At 32.3% G+C, this 17,361-nt stretch carries 16 protein-coding genes; 7 read left to right on the top strand and 9 right to left on the bottom strand.

Going from position 1 to position 17,361, the window contains the following annotated elements:
* The 7 genes from AC23MC_RS00755 to AC23MC_RS00725 all read left to right on the top strand — a co-directional run bounded on the left by AC23MC_RS00755 (position 1) and on the right by AC23MC_RS00725 (position 8,448).
* The gene (locus AC23MC_RS00755) at positions 1–2,235 is read left to right on the top strand and encodes a TonB-dependent receptor (protein WP_487566456.1); all 2,235 of its coding nucleotides are present in this window, start codon (positions 1–3) and stop codon (positions 2,233–2,235) included.
* A 48-nt stretch (positions 2,236–2,283) separates the two neighbouring features.
* A complete protein-coding gene (locus tag AC23MC_RS00750) occupies positions 2,284–2,628 on the top strand; it encodes a heavy-metal-associated domain-containing protein (RefSeq protein ID WP_487566457.1) in 345 nt (114 codons plus the stop codon).
* Positions 2,629–2,735: 107 nt separating this feature from the next.
* Positions 2,736–3,500 (top strand): DUF2490 domain-containing protein, encoded by a 765-nt coding sequence (locus tag AC23MC_RS00745; protein WP_487566458.1) that lies wholly within the window; start codon positions 2,736–2,738, stop codon positions 3,498–3,500.
* Between the two features lie 130 nt (positions 3,501–3,630).
* On the top strand, positions 3,631–5,160 hold the full coding sequence (locus AC23MC_RS00740; protein ID WP_487566459.1) for a T9SS type A sorting domain-containing protein: 1,530 nt from the start codon (positions 3,631–3,633) through the stop codon (positions 5,158–5,160).
* A gap of 14 nt (positions 5,161–5,174) precedes the next feature.
* Positions 5,175–6,578 (top strand): peptidoglycan DD-metalloendopeptidase family protein, encoded by a 1,404-nt coding sequence (locus tag AC23MC_RS00735; protein WP_487566460.1) that lies wholly within the window; start codon positions 5,175–5,177, stop codon positions 6,576–6,578.
* 15 nt (positions 6,579–6,593) lie between these two features.
* Positions 6,594–7,313, top strand: coding sequence for a hypothetical protein (locus tag AC23MC_RS00730; protein WP_487566461.1), 720 nt, complete (start codon positions 6,594–6,596; stop codon positions 7,311–7,313).
* 379 nt (positions 7,314–7,692) lie between these two features.
* On the top strand, positions 7,693–8,448 hold the full coding sequence (locus AC23MC_RS00725) for a fibrobacter succinogenes major paralogous domain-containing protein (protein ID WP_487566462.1): 756 nt from the start codon (positions 7,693–7,695) through the stop codon (positions 8,446–8,448).
* 96 nt (positions 8,449–8,544) lie between these two features.
* Here the strand turns inward: AC23MC_RS00725 and AC23MC_RS00720 are convergent, their stop codons facing one another.
* The 9 genes from AC23MC_RS00720 to miaB form a co-directional block, all read right to left on the bottom strand.
* Positions 8,545–9,687: a helix-turn-helix domain-containing protein gene (locus AC23MC_RS00720; protein ID WP_487566463.1), complete on the bottom strand. Its 1,143-nt coding sequence runs from the start codon at positions 9,685–9,687 to the stop codon at positions 8,545–8,547.
* Between the two features lie 90 nt (positions 9,688–9,777).
* Positions 9,778–11,409, bottom strand: a complete 1,632-nt coding sequence (gene groL, locus AC23MC_RS00715) for a chaperonin GroEL (RefSeq protein WP_487566464.1) — start codon at positions 11,407–11,409, stop codon at positions 9,778–9,780.
* A 45-nt stretch (positions 11,410–11,454) separates the two neighbouring features.
* Entirely contained in the window at positions 11,455–11,730 is a 276-nt protein-coding gene (locus AC23MC_RS00710) for a co-chaperone GroES (RefSeq protein ID WP_188360561.1), read from the bottom strand.
* 153 nt (positions 11,731–11,883) lie between these two features.
* A complete protein-coding gene (secG, locus tag AC23MC_RS00705; protein ID WP_487566465.1) occupies positions 11,884–12,246 on the bottom strand; it encodes a preprotein translocase subunit SecG in 363 nt (120 codons plus the stop codon).
* 1 nt (position 12,247) lies between these two features.
* Positions 12,248–13,456 carry a tetratricopeptide repeat protein gene (locus AC23MC_RS00700; RefSeq protein WP_487566466.1) on the bottom strand — a complete coding sequence of 403 codons (1,209 nt, stop codon included), beginning with the start codon at positions 13,454–13,456 and terminating at the stop codon, positions 12,248–12,250.
* Between the two features lie 84 nt (positions 13,457–13,540).
* Complete coding sequence (locus AC23MC_RS00695; protein ID WP_487566467.1) at positions 13,541–14,047, bottom strand: LptE family protein; 507 nt, start codon at positions 14,045–14,047, stop codon at positions 13,541–13,543.
* A gap of 4 nt (positions 14,048–14,051) precedes the next feature.
* Complete coding sequence (locus tag AC23MC_RS00690; RefSeq protein ID WP_487566468.1) at positions 14,052–15,314, bottom strand: sigma-54 interaction domain-containing protein; 1,263 nt, start codon at positions 15,312–15,314, stop codon at positions 14,052–14,054.
* A gap of 41 nt (positions 15,315–15,355) precedes the next feature.
* Complete coding sequence (locus AC23MC_RS00685) at positions 15,356–15,727, bottom strand: GxxExxY protein (RefSeq protein WP_487566469.1); 372 nt, start codon at positions 15,725–15,727, stop codon at positions 15,356–15,358.
* Positions 15,728–15,785: 58 nt separating this feature from the next.
* Entirely contained in the window at positions 15,786–17,234 is a 1,449-nt protein-coding gene (miaB, locus tag AC23MC_RS00680) for a tRNA (N6-isopentenyl adenosine(37)-C2)-methylthiotransferase MiaB (RefSeq protein ID WP_487566470.1), read from the bottom strand.
* Positions 17,235–17,361 lie beyond the last annotated feature (127 nt).

Genomic DNA, 17,361 nt, shown 5'->3' with positions numbered 1-17,361 from the left:
ATGAAAAAACAACTTTTAATTTCATTATTTTTATTGTTTTCTTCGATGCTTTTTTCACAAGAAAATGTAACAGGAAAAATTACTTTCGATAATAATCAGCCTCTTTCGGGAGCCAATGTTTATTGGCAAAATACAGAAATCGGAGCTGTTTCCGATGATAAAGGAAATTTTTCGATTCCTTTTACTGCCGAAAATTCGGTTTTGGTAATTAGTTATGTAGGTTTTAAAACGGTTACCTTAACGATTACTGAACCTAAATCAATTACTCAAAATTTAGAATTTGACACTACTTTAGATGAAGTTACGTTGACCAAAGTCAGAAAATCTCTTCAAAAGAATTATATGGCTGCGGCCAACGTGCAAACGATGACAAGTAAGGAATTGCTCAAAGCAGCTTGTTGTAATTTATCCGAAAGTTTTGAAACCAATCCGTCGATTGACGTCAATTTTTCGGATGCAGTTTCCGGAAGTCGTCAAATTAGAATGTTGGGATTAACAAGTCCATACATTTTGATGACAGAAGAAAATATTCCGGCTATTCGTGGTGCTTCGCAAGCGTATGGACTATCTTTTGTTCCGGGAACTTGGGTTGAAAGCATTCAAATTACTAAAGGAGCAGGTTCTGTGGTTAATGGATTTGAAAGTATATCGGGTCAAATCAATTATGAAATGATCAAACCACAAGATGATATTCCGTTCTTTTTGAATGCGTATGGTTCAACTGATTCGCGATTTGAATTGAATACGCATTTTAATAAAAAATTGAACGATAAATGGGCAACCAGTTTGTTCCTTCACGGAAATGCCAGAGTTTCAAAGAACGATATGAACGACGATAGTTTTTTGGATAATCCAATTGGTCAACAAATCAATATGATAAACCGTTGGCAATATACCGATGCGGAGAATGGCTGGGTGAGTTTTATCAATTTTCGGTATATGAATGATGAAAAACAAACCGGTCAAGTTGATTTTGATCCCGATAGAGATAGAGGAACAACCAATTTTTGGGGTTCAGAAATCAATACAGAAAAGTTAGATATTTCTTCAAAAATAGGTCGGGTTTCAACCGAAGTTCCGTGGCGAAGTTTTGGGTTTCAAAATGCATTCAATTACCATAAACAAAATTCATATTTCGGTTTAAATCAATATGATATTACGCAACGAAGTTTTTATTCTAATTTGATTTATAATTCGATTATAAGCAATACGTTACACAAATTTGCAACCGGTTTAAATTTTACTTACGATCAGTTTGATGAAGTGGTGAATGTCTCCGATTTCAGCAGAATTGACAATTCGGTTGGTGCGTTTTTTGAATATACGTATTGCAATGATGACGATTTGAGTTATGTTTTGGGCGGTCGAATTGATTACCACAATCGTTTAGGAGTTTTTGTGACGCCAAGAGCACATTTACGATACAAACCTTTTGAAAAAACCACTTTCAGAATTTCTGCCGGAAGAGGAAAAAGAAGTGCCAATATTTTTGCAGAAAATCAACAACTTTTTGCTTCATCACGTCAATTTCAAATTTTAGATACAGGCGGAGAAATTTATGGTTTGGATGCAGAAATTGCTTGGAATTATGGTGTGAGTTATTTACAAGGATTTAAAATATTTGGAAAAGAAGCCGAATTTTCAGTTGATTTTTACCGAACCGATTTTCAAAATCAAGCCATTGTAGATGTTGATTTTAGTCCGCAAGAAGTACTTTTTTATAACCTTGACGGAAAATCATTTGCTAATAGTTTACAAGTGGATTTGAGTTATGAAATTTCAACTCATTTCAATGTAAGAACAGCCTACAAATATTATGATGTGCAAACTGATTATACAATTGGTTTAGTAGAAAGACCTTTGCAAGCTAAACATCGTTTTTTTACAAACATCGCTTATGAAACGCACGTCAAGGAAAAAGGACAACAATGGAAATTTGATTTCACCTACAATTGGTTAGGGAAACAACGTTTGCCAAGAACACAGTCGAATCCGGAAGAATATCGTTTGCAGGAGTTTACCAACCCGTTTTCGGTGATGAATGCTCAAATTACCAGAACATTTTCGAAAACATTTGAAATTTATCTTGGTGCAGAAAACCTTGGAAATTATCAACAAGAAAATGCGATTTTAGGAAGTAATGATCCTTTTGGCTCATATTTTGATAGTTCAATGGTGTATGCTCCGGTTTTTGGAGCAATGTTTTACACAGGTTTACGTTTTAAAATTCAGTAACAAATACAATTAAAAAAATCAAAATCAATAACAAAAAACAATAATAAAATGAAAAAGTTAATTTTAGTACTGATGATTTCTTTAATGGGAATTTCAGTTCAAGCTCAAGAAAAGAAGAACAAAAATGCGAAATATGACATCGAAGTAAATGGTAATTGTGATATGTGTAAAAAACGTATCGAAAAAGCTGCCTTGTCTGTAAAAGGTGTAAAGTCTGCCGTTTGGCACATTGATCATCAAGATTTGCATTTAGTTTTGGATGAAAATAAAACAACGATAGATCAAGTTCATGAAGCAGTTGCAAAAGTTGGTCACGATACAGAAAAAATAAAAGCAACAGATGAAGCTTATAATGATTTACATAGCTGTTGTCAGTTTGAAAGAAAACAATAAATTTAAAAGTTCCGATATCGTTATCGGAATTTTTTTTATCATTTGGTTGTAAGAATATATTTTGAACTATTTTTAGTTCTCTGTTTAATTATTTAAAATTGTTAAATATGAAGAAGTTAATTAAACCACTTTTACTTTGTTTTTTAATAATTGTATTTATTGGAATTCAAAAAATTCAGGCACAAGAAGAATCAGCAAATACGAATGTTTGGTTTCATTATTATGGTAAAAACATGGTTTCAAGTAAATTATCGTTTTCTTTTGAAGCAACGATGCGTTATGCTAATGGGGTTTCAGAGAAGCAACAATATTTTGTGCGTCCATCGGTAGATTATCAGTTCACTAAGCGGTTTATGGGAACAATTGGCTACAGTCATTACAATACCTATTCATATGGAAATCCGGCCATGAATAGAACTAGTATTCCCGAGGATCATGTTTGGATTCAAGGAACTTTTCTGCACACTAAAAAGGATTTAAAAATTACCCATCGTTTGCGAGATGAGTTTCGATTTGTTGGTATTGCTAAGTTAAATAATGATGGAGAATATTCTATTGATGATTACGATTACAGAAACAGACTGCGGTATATGATTTTATTAAATTATCCATTGTTGAAAAAGGAAGAATCTACAAAATTATTTGCAGTTTTAGGAGATGAAATTTTTCTGAATATAGGTTCTAATGCGGGTAAAACATTCTTAAATCAGAATCGAATCATAGGTGGTTTGGGCTATAATTTTAATAAAAACCATCAAATTCAACTCAATTACATTCATCAACATATTTGGAATTTTTCCAACACACTTTTAGAAAGTAGTCCAACAGTTAGGCTAACTTATATCACTAATTTTGATTGGACAAAGCCATAGTAAAAAAATAAGAACCTGAATTAATTTCTGAATAGTAAACATGTTCGGATATTTTGAAAATGTAAATATTTGGTATCTTTTTTATTTTATAAAAGTTTGATTTGTAATGTCAATTTTAATCAAACTAATTATGAAAAAATTATTACTTACTATTTTCACATTGTGTTTTACTTTAAATACAAATGCTCAAGCTCCAAACATAGAATGGCAAAACAATTTTGGAGGAACAGCTTCAGAATATGCCAATGCAGTTCTACAAACTTCTGATAATGGTTTTTTTGTTATTGGACAAACGCCTTCAAATAATATAGACGTTAGCGGTAATCACAGCACTAGTGATGATGCTTGGTTGATAAAATTGGATAGCTCAGGAGATTTACTTTGGCAAAAATGTTTTGGAGGAACAGGATCAGAGCAAGGTTTTTCAATTATTTCTACGAATGATGGAAATTATGTCTTTGCAGGTTCAGCTTCATCGAATAATAATGATGTAAGCGGAGGAAATGGGAGTAATGATTTTTGGGTTGTAAAATTTAATGCCACAGGAACCATACTTTGGCAAAAGTGTTATGGAGGAACTTCCTATGAATGGGCTTATGGCGTTAAACAAGCTTCTGATAATGGGTATTATGTTGTTGGTGCTACAGCTTCTATCAATAACGATGTAAGTGGAAATTTTGGCGGTGTAACTGATGGTTGGGTAATAAAACTTGACGAGAATGGAGAGTTATTATGGCAAAAGTGTTTAGGAGGAACAGGAACAGATGCTATTCGAGATGTTCTAACAACAGCTGATGGAGGTTGTATTGTTGTAGGGTATACAAATTCAGTTGATAATAATGCTGTTGGTAATCATGGTAATAATGATGTTTTGGTTGTTAAACTTAATTCAAGCGGAACAGTTGAGTGGAGTAAATGTTATGGTGGAACTTCTGCAGATTCTGGACAAAAAATAATTACTACAAATGATGGGAATTATATTTTTGTGGGTACAGCGGGTTCAAATAATAATGATGTTAGCGGAAGCAATGGAGGTCAGGATATTTGGGTGGTTAAAATAAATACATCAGGCAACATTATTTGGCAAAAATGTTTTGGTAGTTCTTATAGCGATATCGGACGGTCAATAGCAAAAACATCAGATGGTAATTATGTGTTAACTGGAGAAGTTAATGGTAACAATGGAGATGTCTCTGGAGCTAATGCTAATGGTTTTGCTGATGTTTGGATTGTTAAAATTGATGATTTAGGCAATCTATTATGGCAAAAATGTGTTGGTAGAATTAACGCAGATAGCTCTAGTGCAATTCAACAAACAACAGATGGTGGTTATATTATTGCCGGTAGTACTTTTGCAACAGATAATGTAACCACAAATGGTCTTTATGATTATTATGTTGTTAAGCTAGAAAGTGATGCTTTAGGTATTCCTGAATTTAATTCAACTATTGGTTTGTACCCTAATCCATCTAATCATAAAATCCATTTTTCAGAATTGTTGAAGAATGTTGAGATTTATGATTATTTAGGAAGAAGAGTTAAATCGACACTTGAAATGATTGATTTTATAGAAGTTAATGATTTACAAAAAGGGAATTATCTACTAAAAGGGAAAACAACAGAAGGTACTATTGTATCTAAAAAAATTATAATTAACTAAAAAAAATAAAGAATATGGATAATAAAATTACATTTATAATCGGTACAATCTTATTATTTAATTTGAATTTGTTTTCTCAAAAAACTTCGGAAACAGTAAATGGAGGAGAATTCAAATTAGAAAATAAAACAACTTGTCTGACAGATACTCAAAGAGAATTGATTAAGCAAGAACTTCGCTTTAATATTGAAAAATTAAAAAGTGAAAACAAATTATTATATTCTGATAATTCTGAAAATCGTGGATCAAGTGTTTTATTCAATTGGCCAGTTCAAAAAGCAACAGGTGTAACCTATAATGATGTTTGGGGAATCTCTGGCTATGTAGATCATAATTCGGCTTATCCAAATCAGTTGTTAGACTACAATTGTGGAACGCGAACCTACGATACTGCGGCAGGATATAATCATGCAGGAGTTGATATTTTTTTATGGCCTTTTTCTTGGCATCAAATGGACAACAATAAAGCTGAAATTGTGGCAGCAGCAGCAGGTCAAATTATCAATAAAGGAGATGATGAATTTGACAGAAGTTGTCAATTTAATAATAATGTTTGGAATGCAGTTTATATACAACATGCCGATGGTAGTATAGCTTGGTATGGTCACATGAAGAACGGTTCTGTAACTACAAAACAGATTGGCGATTTTGTGGAAGAAGGTGAATATTTAGGAATAGTTGGTAGTTCAGGCAATTCAACCGGACCACATTTGCACTTTGAAGTGTATAGTAATGCTACATTAACACAATTAATCGATCCTTATGCAGGAAATTGTAATAGTTTAAACACTTCAACAAAATGGCAAAATCAAAAACCTTATAATAATCCAAATGTAAATGCAGCTTTAACGCATACTGCACCTCCAGTTTTTCCTGCTTGTCCTCAAGCAGAAATTACTAACGAAAGCAATCAATTTAATCCTGGACAAATGGTCTATTTTACAGTGTTCTTAAGAGATCAATTAGCAGGTACTGTTTTAAACCTTAAAATCAGAAGACCTGATAATACAATATTTGAGAGTTGGAATTTTAATCTTACTCAAAATTATAATAGTGCTTATTGGTATTGGAATAATAATAACTTTACAATTCAAGGAGAATGGAAGTGGGAAGTTACGTATCAAGGACAAACCGTTGTTCATCCGTTTACTATTGGAAACTTAAGTGTTGATGATAATGATTTAAATTCAGTTTCAGTATATCCAAATCCGTTTAATGACAAATTGACTATTTCATCTGAACAAATTATCAAAAAAGCAACAATTGTAGATATGTTAGGAAAAATAATTTATAATCAACAAAATTTTTCCGAAGGAATTGAAACTATAAATCTTCTAAACATTTCAAAAGGAATGTACTTTCTAGTTTTAGAATCAGAGAATAACCAATCGAAGACAATAAAAATTGTAAAAAATTAACTTAAACCAATAAATATGAAAACAAATTATTTTTTTAAATATATAAGTATTTGCTTTTGCTTAATGTTATTTAGTTGTAGTAATGATGACGATAGTACCGAAGTAGAAGAATGTCAATTAATTTCTGTTGGAAATGGATTGTCAGCAGCAGAAGAATGTGGATTGTACGAATATGTTTCTGCTTCGGGTGTTACAATTAAGATTAATTCACATGGCGTTGTGACTTATACTGATGCTTCAACATTTTCAAATGATTTTACAATTCAATTTTGGGGAAGTGATGAAACGGATAACAGTTATTTATATGGCAGTCATGAAAACCTTAATGGTAAACATATTAAAGATAGACTAGGATTAAACCGAACTATACTTCATCCCAACGGATTAAAGATTACTTGTGTTTCTTCAGGTAGTAATGTTTTTACATGGGCAGATTATTTTACTTCAATTACTATATACGATGGTGCGATAGTGCATCATATTAATTTAGTAACAAATGAAGTTGAATACAGCGGAGTTAATCAATACATTGCTGATAATCTAGATGCTAACGAAGCTGATGGCGAAACAAGTACTTATGAAGTAGTTGGAAATATGCTTTATTTTTTTAATACCTATACCGAAAACGAACTAGGAAACAAAGTAATAGAACGTGTTGATTTGGGTAGTTTAGATCATACGAACCCAAATCAAGTGAATGATTTATTTGATGATCCAAGGTTAGCACATACATAATTTAAGATGGAGAGTTAGTTAATTAAAAAAGGTTCGATAACTATCGAACCTTTTTTTGTTGGTATTCAAATTAAAAGTTTATTTAATGATTAACTTTTTAGTCAATTTAGCATTGTTTTCTTAAATTATCTCCATTTATCGTGAAGGACTATTAAGAGTTTTATGTGATGCTTCAAAACAATTTTAGCTTTGAGTTAAAGTTAATACTGTAAAATTATTAAAAAAAAGATAGTAGCAGAATTGTAAAAAACGTCTCAATTTTTTGAGGCGTTTTTTTTATTTAAAATTGGTTCGGATTATTTCAAAAAGTAAAAAATTAACCCTTTTGTCTTTTTATGTGATATTACTTTTGCTTAATAACCTTTAAAAGAAAAAAAATATGAAATTAATATTCAATTTATTTATATCGTTTGTTTTATTTGTGTTTTTGAATTCATGCAGTAGTGACAGTGATTCAAGTAGTGATATAGATAGCGACTCTTTAAACGGAAAAACCACAGCTAATTTTAATTCATCCATTACTTATGGAACAATGACTGATCAAGATGGGAATATTTACAAGACAGTTACTATTGGTACACAAACTTGGATGGCAGAAAATCTTAGAACCACAAAGTATAACGATGGGTCGGCTATTGATCATGTTATCGATAATGAAGAATGGACCGATTTAACAACAGGAGCTTATTGCAATTATAATAATACTACCGATGCAGTAAAAATAGCAACCTACGGACGATTATACAATTGGTATGCCGTCGATTTAAATAAACTTGCTCCAACCGGTTGGCATATGCCAAGTGATGCAGAATGGACAACACTTGCAAATTATCTAGGAGGAAATGATATTGCCGGAGGAAAATTAAAAGAAGGTGGTGTACAACATTGGAAAACTTATAATGAAGGAGCAACTAATGAAACTGGTTTTACAGCATTGCCTGGTGGTGCTCGAAGTAGTAGTACAGGGACATTTGTTTCTTTTGAAGAGCGAGGTATGTGGTGGAGCAGTACTTATGATGTTTTAAATTTTTCATACTCACGTTATTTGTATAATAATAATGATGATTTAGTTCAAGCTTCTTACGATAGTAGTTATCTTACCGACGGTTTTTCGGTTAGATTGATAAAAGATTAGAAAGTAGAGTTTATTTGTTTTAGTAAGTTTTTTAGTTAAAGATTATTCGGTTTTTTCTAAAATATAACAAACAACACCTGAATTTCTTCATAACAATTAAGGTGTTGTTTTTATGCTTTTTCGATATTCTGATGGAGTAACGCCAGTAAATTTTTTAAAAGCAGAATTAAAGGCGGTTTTAGAATTAAAACCAGCTTCAAGTCCAATTGCAAGTAAGGTGTAGTTTTCAAATTCGGTTTGTTCTAAATAGGTTTTTGCTTCTTCTATTCGTAACTCATTTATATAATCATTAAAGCTTTTTTCTAAATCTGAATTTATAAGTCGAGACAGATAACTTTTATTGATATTCAATTTTTCGGCAACAGATTCTAAAGACAAATTTGCATCTAAAAAATTCCTTTCTTCTTTGATAAATTTTTCAAATTCAATTAAATTATCATTTTTTAATGTTTCAGATTTTGCTGTTTTTTGAATTGTAGCAACTCTATTTATTGAAAATTTATGGATATTTTTTTGTTCTTGGAAAACACCAAAATGGAAAACACCAAAATGGCCTAATAAATAGATCAATATAGATAGTGCAACCCAAAGAAAATAGTAAAAGTTATGCTGAAGATTATTACCAATGAAAACTTCTATAGTAAATGGTATTAACCAATAAACACCCATAATTAGAAAAATATAACTGAAAATTTTTAGCCATCGAATGCTTCGTACTTGAACTAACTGAAAATTTTTCTTTGTTTGTTTTTTATAACGATTTATAAGTTTTATACTTAAAATTATTAACGCAATTGAGTAAAAGATGTTGAAGTATTCTAAAACTACTTTTATGTAGTCAAACTTTTTTATATATATGGCATTATAAAACCCTAAACCGTAAACTGTTTTTTCAATTAATGTTACAGAAAAGTCATTTATAAATGGAATAAAAAAAAGGTAATCTTTTTTCTGAAATTTTTCTATATGATATAAATAATATTTTACATACAAATAGAATAAGGTCATGAATACTGATGAAAAAGGGATGTAAAAATATTTAAAATAATATTCTTTTGTAATTATTCCAGTTATAAGTAGGTAAGATTGTATAATATTATAAGAAAATGAAACTATCAATAATGCTAAAAAAAGATTACTTATAGTTTTATGTTTTTTACTTAAAAATATATATAAGGAGAGAATAATGCCTTGTATTGCTCCTAATAACATAACTGTATTTAGTATCGAAAAAACCATTGGTGGGATTTTTAAAAATTTAAATATATAAAAAAAAACGTCTCATTTTTGAGACGTTTTAAAGATATTAATATATTAGGAATAATAATTTTACATCATCCCCGGCATTCCGCCTCCCATTGGCATTCCGCCACCGGCATTTTCTTCTTTAATTTCTACTAAAGCACATTCTGTAGTTAAAATCATTCCGGCAACCGAAGCTGCGTTTTCTAAAGCAACACGAGTCACTTTTTTCGGATCGATGATTCCTGCTTTCAGCATATCAACATATTCATCAGTTTTAGCATTGTATCCAAAATCACCTTTTCCTTCGGCAACTTTTGCAACCACAACAGAACCTTCTAAACCTGCATTTTCAACAATAGTTCTTAACGGAGCTTCAACCGCACGAGAAACAATTTGAATACCGGTTGCTTCATCTGCATTATCCGCTTTTAAAGTGGCTAAAACGTTTTTAGCTCTCAATAAAGCAACGCCACCACCGGCAACAATTCCTTCTTCAACAGCAGCTCTAGTTGCGTGTAAAGCATCATCAACTCTGTCTTTTTTCTCTTTCATTTCAACTTCAGAAGCAGCACCAACATAAAGAACAGCAACACCTCCGGCTAATTTAGCCAAACGTTCTTGTAATTTCTCACGGTCATAATCAGAAGTTGTTGTTTCCATTTGAGCTTTGATCTGGTTCACTCTATTTTTAATCAAATCACCATTTCCTGCTCCGTTTACAATAGTTGTATTGTCTTTATCGATAGAAACTTTTTCAGCTGTTCCTAACATTTCTAACGTAGCGTTTTCTAAAGTGTAACCACTTTCTTCCGCAATTACAGTTCCTCCGGTTAAGATGGCAATGTCTTCCAACATCGCTTTTCTTCGGTCACCAAAACCTGGTGCTTTTACAGCAGCAATTTTTAATGCTCCACGTAATTTGTTTACAACCAACGTTGAAAGAGCTTCTCCGTCAACATCTTCTGCAATAATTAATAATGGTTTCCCTGATTGAGCTACTGGTTCTAAAACAGGTAATAACTCTTTTAAAGAAGAAACTTTTTTATCATATAATAAAATGTATGGATTTTCTAATTCCACATTCATTTTTTCAGGATTGGTTACAAAGTAAGGCGATAAATAACCTCTGTCAAATTGCATTCCTTCTACTACATCAACGTAGGTATCTGTTCCTTTTGCTTCTTCAACAGTGATAACACCTTCTTTACCTACTTTTCCGAAAGCAGTAGCGATTAATTCGCCAATTACTTCATCATTATTAGCAGAAATAGAAGCTACTTGTTTTATTTTTTCAGTAGAACTTCCTACTTCTTTCGCTTGTTTACCCAAATCAGCAACAATTGCTTCTACAGCTTTGTCAATTCCTCTTTTTAAATCCATTGGGTTTGCTCCGGCTGCTACGTTTTTTAAACCTTCTTTCACGATGGCTTGAGCTAAAACCGTTGCAGTAGTAGTTCCGTCTCCGGCTAAATCATTGGTTTTAGAAGCAACTTCTTTCACCATCTGAGCACCCATATTTTCCAATGGATCTTTCAATTCAACTTCTTTGGCAACCGTTACACCATCTTTGGTTACGGTTGGTCCACCAAATGATTTGCTTATTGTTACATTTCTACCTTTTGGTCCTAATGTTACTTTTACTGCGTTTGCCAATGCATCAACACCACGTTTTAAACCGTCGCGAGCTTCAATGTCGAATTTTATATCTTTTGCCATTTTTATTAATAATTTAAATTTGTTTGTTGTTTTAAAAAGAACTTTTTATACAATTGCTAGAATATCATCCTCTCTCATGATGAGGTAATCTTTGCCTTCCAATTTTAATTCTGTTCCCGCATATTTTCCATATAAAACGGTATCACCAACTTTTACAGTCATGGTGTGGTCTTTTTTACCATTTCCAACTGCCACAACAATTCCTTTTTGTGGTTTTTCTTTGGCAGTGTCCGGAATAATAATTCCTGAAGCTGTAGTTGTTTCGGCTGCAGCCGGCTCCACTAAAACGCGGTCTGAAAGGGGTTTAATGTTTACTGACATAATTATTCTATATTTTAATTAAATTAAGTTTGACGATTTCCTAGTAGTCAGAAATTATGCCAATTGAAGTAAACTGACATTTTTTCAGCATAATCCTATCAAAAAAAAATCCCGAAAAAATTCGGGACTTGATTATATAAATTCAAAAATTTATTATTCTGTTACAGGAGCAGCTTCTGTTGGAGCTGGGGTTGTTGGCGAAGCAGCAGGTGTTTCATTTGCAGCAGGTGTTGCCTGAGTTTCTGTTCTTGCAGGAACGGCACTCTTATCAATCTTAATACTATCATTATTGTCATTAAAAGCCAAGCTTGAAAACATGATTAAAGCAATCAAGATAATTCCTAATGTCCAAGTACTTTTATCTAAAAAGTCAGTTGTTTTTTGAACTCCACCAATTTGTTGAGAGTTTCCAAAAGTTGATGATAAACCGCCACCTTTAGGGTTTTGAACCATAATAACTACTATAAGTAAAAAACAAACTACTGTGATTAATACTAAAAAAACTGAAAATCCCATGCTATAAATTATTTTGTTGTAAAATTTTGATGTCTTTAATTCGGTCTGCAAAGAAAATACTTTTTTCCGGATATTTCAAAATTAATATTTCATAAGCTTGAATTGCTTTGCTATATTTTTTTTGTTCCAAGTAAACACGAGCTAACGTTTCTGTCATCAAGTGAGTTGTATCGCTTGTTTCTATTGGTTTTGAAGGTGTTTCAATTAACTCTCTAGCAGGTGTTATTTTAGGATTTGTTTCTATAAACTTGTCAATTATTTCTAATTTTTTTTGCTTATTTGTGGTGTTTTCCTGCTTTTTTTCTTCTTTTTGGTTGTTATTTTCAGTAGAAAAAGTTTCTTTTTCCTCTTCATTTCGATCAATTGGTTTAAAACTTGCCAATTGCAACCATTCTTGAAAGGAGTGTTTTTCGTTTTGTAAAAAAGTAATTGGTTTTCCAATTTCCAGTTTTTCTTCTAGATCGGGAATTATTTCTTCTGTTGAAGATTCAAAACTGTTTTGGTCTATCGATATTGCTTCATTTGAAATTGTTTCTTCTACAGTTTCTTCTAAAATTTCTACTGAAATAGGTTCTTCTTCTGTTTCTTCTTCAACTATTGTTTCAGCAATTGTTTCAGCAATTGTTTCAGCAATTGTTTCTTCTTCTGTTGAAATAGTCAAACTTTCATCAATTTCTGTAGGTGAAATTTCAATTACTTTGATTTCTTCCGAAACTTCATTAATAATTGGAGTGTTTTCCAACCTCACAAAATCAATCTCAGAAGATTCAAATTCAACGGTTGGAAAAACAGTTAATGTATCTACTTCAATTTTGGCAGTTGGTATTTCAACATTTGTAATTTCTTCTTTGGAGTCACTACTTTCTGGTACATTTTCAATTTGTGCAGGATATTGATGAATTTCAGTTTCAACGACTTCAATATCCATCAACAAGGCTAATTTTCGTTCATAAATATCTTTTTCAATAATTGTGAATTCATCCGAAGTAATAAAATCAAACAAAATACTACGATCTGTAGTATGAGCTGCTGTTTGTTTTAAAGCAAAATTATATTTGTAGCTATCTTGATTATATAAACCTTTTAGATACAATGCACGAGCACTTTGAAAAAAGGGGAAACTATCCACTACCGTTTCCAAAGCTTTTGCTTGCTTTTCGTTTACCGCATTTGGGTTATTGAGTAAGTATGTATATTCGGATAGGTTCAAATTCTATTTTTTGTTGTCGGTTGTTTGACAAATTTATTCAAATTTATGAAAAATTAACAAGGTAAACTTGCTAAACTTTTTAATCTACCATTTTGCTAATGAAGCATTAAAAATATCTTGTGTGATTCTTTCAAAAAGTTCCAATTTTGCTGCGGACAATGTTGGTCCAATCAATTGTTGATCTGCAGGATAATCATAGAAAAATGAAAACGATTTTTCAAAATCATCTTCCTCTTTTTTGGTATTGGTAAAACGAACATTTACTGTCATGGTCACTCTGTTCTGAGCTGTTCGTTGATCGGCAGTGGCGGTCATTGGCGAAATTCTAAATCCGGTAATTTCACCTTCATAAATTAAATCGGCTCCGGTGTTGGTTAAATTTAAGTTGGTTTGATTATTAATTAAATCCTGAAGAGCTAATGTGAAATCGCGTTCAAGACCAGGCTCAATTAACTCGGCGGTGTTTTGAAAATAATTGACTTGAAAGGTATCTGCATCTATCTTTCCCGTTCCGGTGAAGTTGTAGTATTTGCAGCTGTTTACGGCGATTATTGTTGTTAGAAATAGACAGTATTTGATGATTTTTTTCATGATTCTACAAATCAAATTGTTTAATTTTTCGATATAAAGTTCGCTCCGAAATACCTAATTCATCTGCAGCAGCTTTTCGTTTTCCTTTGTTTCGGTCTAATGCTTTTTTGATGAGTTCAATTTCTTTGGCATCCAAACGCAAGGTTTCTTCCTCTTCCACAGCTTCTGCAAAAAGATAATTTTGATCGTCATCTTCGTCTTCAAATTCCTCTTGTTGTGAGATGTTTTGGGTAGGAACTACGCCCATTCTTGGTTCTTCAAAATCAATTTCTGTGTCTTCTTTTTGTCCGTAGATTTTCTGAATCAGATTTTTATTGGCTTCCTGAACTTTTGAACTGCCATTTTGCATCAATTCTAATGTGAGTTTTTTCAAATCATTCAAATCACTTTTCATATCAAAAAGCACTTTGTATAAAATTTCTCGTTCATTGCTAAAATCGCTTTCCGACTTTTTATCTTTGATAACTGCCGGAAGATTGGAACCTTCTTGCGGTAAATAAGCATATAATGTTTGATAAGAAATGTTCCGATTGGTTTCTAAAACAGAAATTTGTTCGGCAATATTCCGCAACTGACGAATGTTTCCGCTCCAGCGATATTTCAACAATAAATCAACCGCATTATCATCTAATTTGATGGGCGGCATTTTGTATTTCTGACTAAAATCGGCGGCAAATTTTCTAAATAACAAATGAATGTCGTCTTTTCGTTCGCGTAGCGGAGGTAAATTTATATCAACCGTACTCAAACGATAATATAAATCTTCACGGAATTTACCTTTTTCAATTGCATCAAACATATTGACATTTGTGGCTGCTACGATCCGAACATTTGTTTTTTGCACTTGCGACGAACCTACTTTAATAAATTCACCGTTTTCTAACACACGAAGCAAACGGACTTGGGTTGTTAATGGTAATTCACCCACTTCATCCAAAAAAATGGTTCCACCATCCGCAACTTCAAAATAACCATCACGAGCTCCGGTAGCTCCGGTAAAGGAACCTTTTTCGTGACCAAATAGTTCACTGTCAATTGTTCCTTCAGGAATTGCTCCACAGTTTACAGCGATGTATTTTCCGTGTTTTCTGTGCGAAAGTGAATGAATAATTTTCGGAATACTTTCTTTTCCAACACCACTTTCACCAGTTACCAAAACCGAAATATCGGTAGGAGCAACCTGAATGGCTTTTTCTATTGCACGATTTAGTTTCGGATCATTTCCGATGATTTCAAATCGTTGTTTTATGTTTTGAACGCTTTCCATGTTTTACTTAGCCACGAATTTCACGAATTTCACGAATTTTTTTATGACACTAATCTTTTGTGTTGAAGTGATTTAATGTTAAAATTTGCAATTATACCTAATCCACTTTTAGTTATGTTCATATAATTTAATGTTTGTGCAACATTTTCATCTACAATCATTTTTGATGCTTTGATTTCAAGAATAATCTCATCATAAACAATAAAATCTGCAATAAATCTCTTTTTAAGTTTATGGCCTTTGTAGTCAATTATAAATTCTTTCTCTCTTTCGTAAGGTATATTGTGAATTTTTAATTCAATTTCAATTGCTTCTTTATAAATTATTTCAAGTAAACCGCCACCCAGAACACGATGAACTTCCATACAAATCCCAATAATTTTATAATACTCTTCTTGCTTATATAAATTCATTTTTTTGGCTTTTAATTACTATTCAAAATTCGTGAAATTCGTGAAATTCGTGGCAAACTTATTGCATCACTTCAGAATACCCAACCGCTTCTCCAATTAAAGTGGCAGCGGTACAATCATTGATTTTTACCATCACAAAATCACCAACTTTGTAATTTTCCTTTGGAAAAACAACCACTGTGTTTTGAGAATTTCTTCCACTCCAATGTTCGTTAGATCGTTTTGATTCTTTTTCAATTAAAACTTCTACTTCTTGACCTATAAAACGTTTGGTTCTTTCTAAACCTAATTTTTGTTGTAAGTCGATGATTTCGTTTAATCGTCTTTTCTTTACTTCTTCCGGTACGTCATCTTCCATTTTTCGGGCAGCTAATGTTCCCGGTCTTTCTGAATACGCAAACATAAATCCGAAATCATATTTCACATATTCCATCAAGCTTAATGTGTCTTGATGATCTTCTTCTGTTTCTGTTGGGAAACCGGTAATCATATCCTGCGAAAGCGAGATATCAGGAATAATTTCATATATTTTGTCCACCAACGCCATGTATTCTTCTCGGGTGTGTTGACGGTTCATTTCCTTCAAAATTCTAGTGCTTCCGCTTTGAACCGGTAAATGAATATAGTTGCAAATGTTGTGGTATTTTGCCATTATTTCAATTACTTCCACGTGCATATCTTGCGGATTAGATGTAGAAAAACGAAAACGCATTTTCGGAAATTGCACCGCACACATTTCAAGCAATTGAGTAAAATCAACTGCTGTGGCTTGTTGCATTTCTGTAGCTTTATCGAAATCTTTTTTCAAACCACCACCATACCATAAATAACTATCTACATTTTGACCTAAAAGCGTTACTTCTTTAAAACCTCTGTCTGATAAATCTTTGATTTCTTCTAAAATACTTTGTGGTTCACGACTTCTTTCACGACCGCGAGTGAATGGAACGACGCAAAAAGTACACATATTATCACATCCGCGAGTGATGGATACAAAAGCATTTACGCCATTGCTGTTTAAACGGACGGGAGAAATATCGCCATACGTCTCATCTTTAGATAAAATTACATTGATGGCATCACGACCTTCTTCCACTTCTTTTAATAAGTTAGGAATATCTTTGTAAGCATCCGGACCAACGACCATGTCTACAATTTTTTCTTCTTCTAAAAACTGACTTTTTAATCGCTCGGCCATACAACCCAAAACACCCACTTTCATGGTTGGATTGATTTTTTTTACTGCGTTGTATTTTTCCAAACGTTTCCTAACAGTTTGTTCAGCTTTATCACGAATAGAACAAGTGTTTACTAAAACCAAATCGGCTTCCTCCAAATTTTGAGTCGTGTTATAACCTTGTTCGTGCAAAATGGAAGCTACGATTTCACTATCAGAAAAATTCATCTGACAGCCGTAACTTTCTATAAAAAGCTTTTTGGTATTGCCTTCTTTTTGTTCTAAAACTAAGCTGGTTCCTTGCTTGTTTTCTTCAATTGTCTTCTCCATAATCGATTTTATCTGAAATCAGTCTGCAAAGATAATACTAAAAATGAAAATGTGACAAGATGGCAGATGTTGTTTAACAAAATATTACCTCAAAAAAATACATTAACCAACTGTTTTTATTTTCCAA

The sequence above is a fragment of the Flavobacterium sp. T50_26 genome, assembly GCF_057652995.1.
The sequence above is the reverse complement of the archived record's forward strand: the minus strand, read 5'-3'. Positions and strand labels throughout refer to the sequence as shown.

Bases quoted from the DNA above. Each gene is read 5' to 3' on its own strand.
- AC23MC_RS00695 (WP_487566467.1), bottom strand. From the start codon at position 14,047: ATGAAAAAAATCATCAAATACTGTCTATTTCTAACAACAATAATCGCC.
- AC23MC_RS00690 (WP_487566468.1), bottom strand. From the start codon at position 15,314: ATGGAAAGCGTTCAAAACATAAAACAACGATTTGAAATCATCGGAAAT.
- AC23MC_RS00685 (WP_487566469.1), bottom strand. From the start codon at position 15,727: ATGAATTTATATAAGCAAGAAGAGTATTATAAAATTATTGGGATTTGT.
- miaB (WP_487566470.1), bottom strand. From the start codon at position 17,234: ATGGAGAAGACAATTGAAGAAAACAAGCAAGGAACCAGCTTAGTTTTA.
- AC23MC_RS00710 (WP_188360561.1), bottom strand. From the start codon at position 11,730: ATGTCAGTAAACATTAAACCCCTTTCAGACCGCGTTTTAGTGGAGCCG.
- AC23MC_RS00755 (WP_487566456.1), top strand. From the start codon at position 1: ATGAAAAAACAACTTTTAATTTCATTATTTTTATTGTTTTCTTCGATG.
- AC23MC_RS00745 (WP_487566458.1), top strand. From the start codon at position 2,736: ATGAAGAAGTTAATTAAACCACTTTTACTTTGTTTTTTAATAATTGTA.
- AC23MC_RS00735 (WP_487566460.1), top strand. From the start codon at position 5,175: ATGGATAATAAAATTACATTTATAATCGGTACAATCTTATTATTTAAT.
- AC23MC_RS00730 (WP_487566461.1), top strand. From the start codon at position 6,594: ATGAAAACAAATTATTTTTTTAAATATATAAGTATTTGCTTTTGCTTA.
- AC23MC_RS00750 (WP_487566457.1), top strand. From the start codon at position 2,284: ATGAAAAAGTTAATTTTAGTACTGATGATTTCTTTAATGGGAATTTCA.
- AC23MC_RS00720 (WP_487566463.1), bottom strand. From the start codon at position 9,687: ATGGTTTTTTCGATACTAAATACAGTTATGTTATTAGGAGCAATACAA.
- AC23MC_RS00740 (WP_487566459.1), top strand. From the start codon at position 3,631: ATGAAAAAATTATTACTTACTATTTTCACATTGTGTTTTACTTTAAAT.
- AC23MC_RS00725 (WP_487566462.1), top strand. From the start codon at position 7,693: ATGAAATTAATATTCAATTTATTTATATCGTTTGTTTTATTTGTGTTT.
- secG (WP_487566465.1), bottom strand. From the start codon at position 12,246: ATGGGATTTTCAGTTTTTTTAGTATTAATCACAGTAGTTTGTTTTTTA.
- groL (WP_487566464.1), bottom strand. From the start codon at position 11,409: ATGGCAAAAGATATAAAATTCGACATTGAAGCTCGCGACGGTTTAAAA.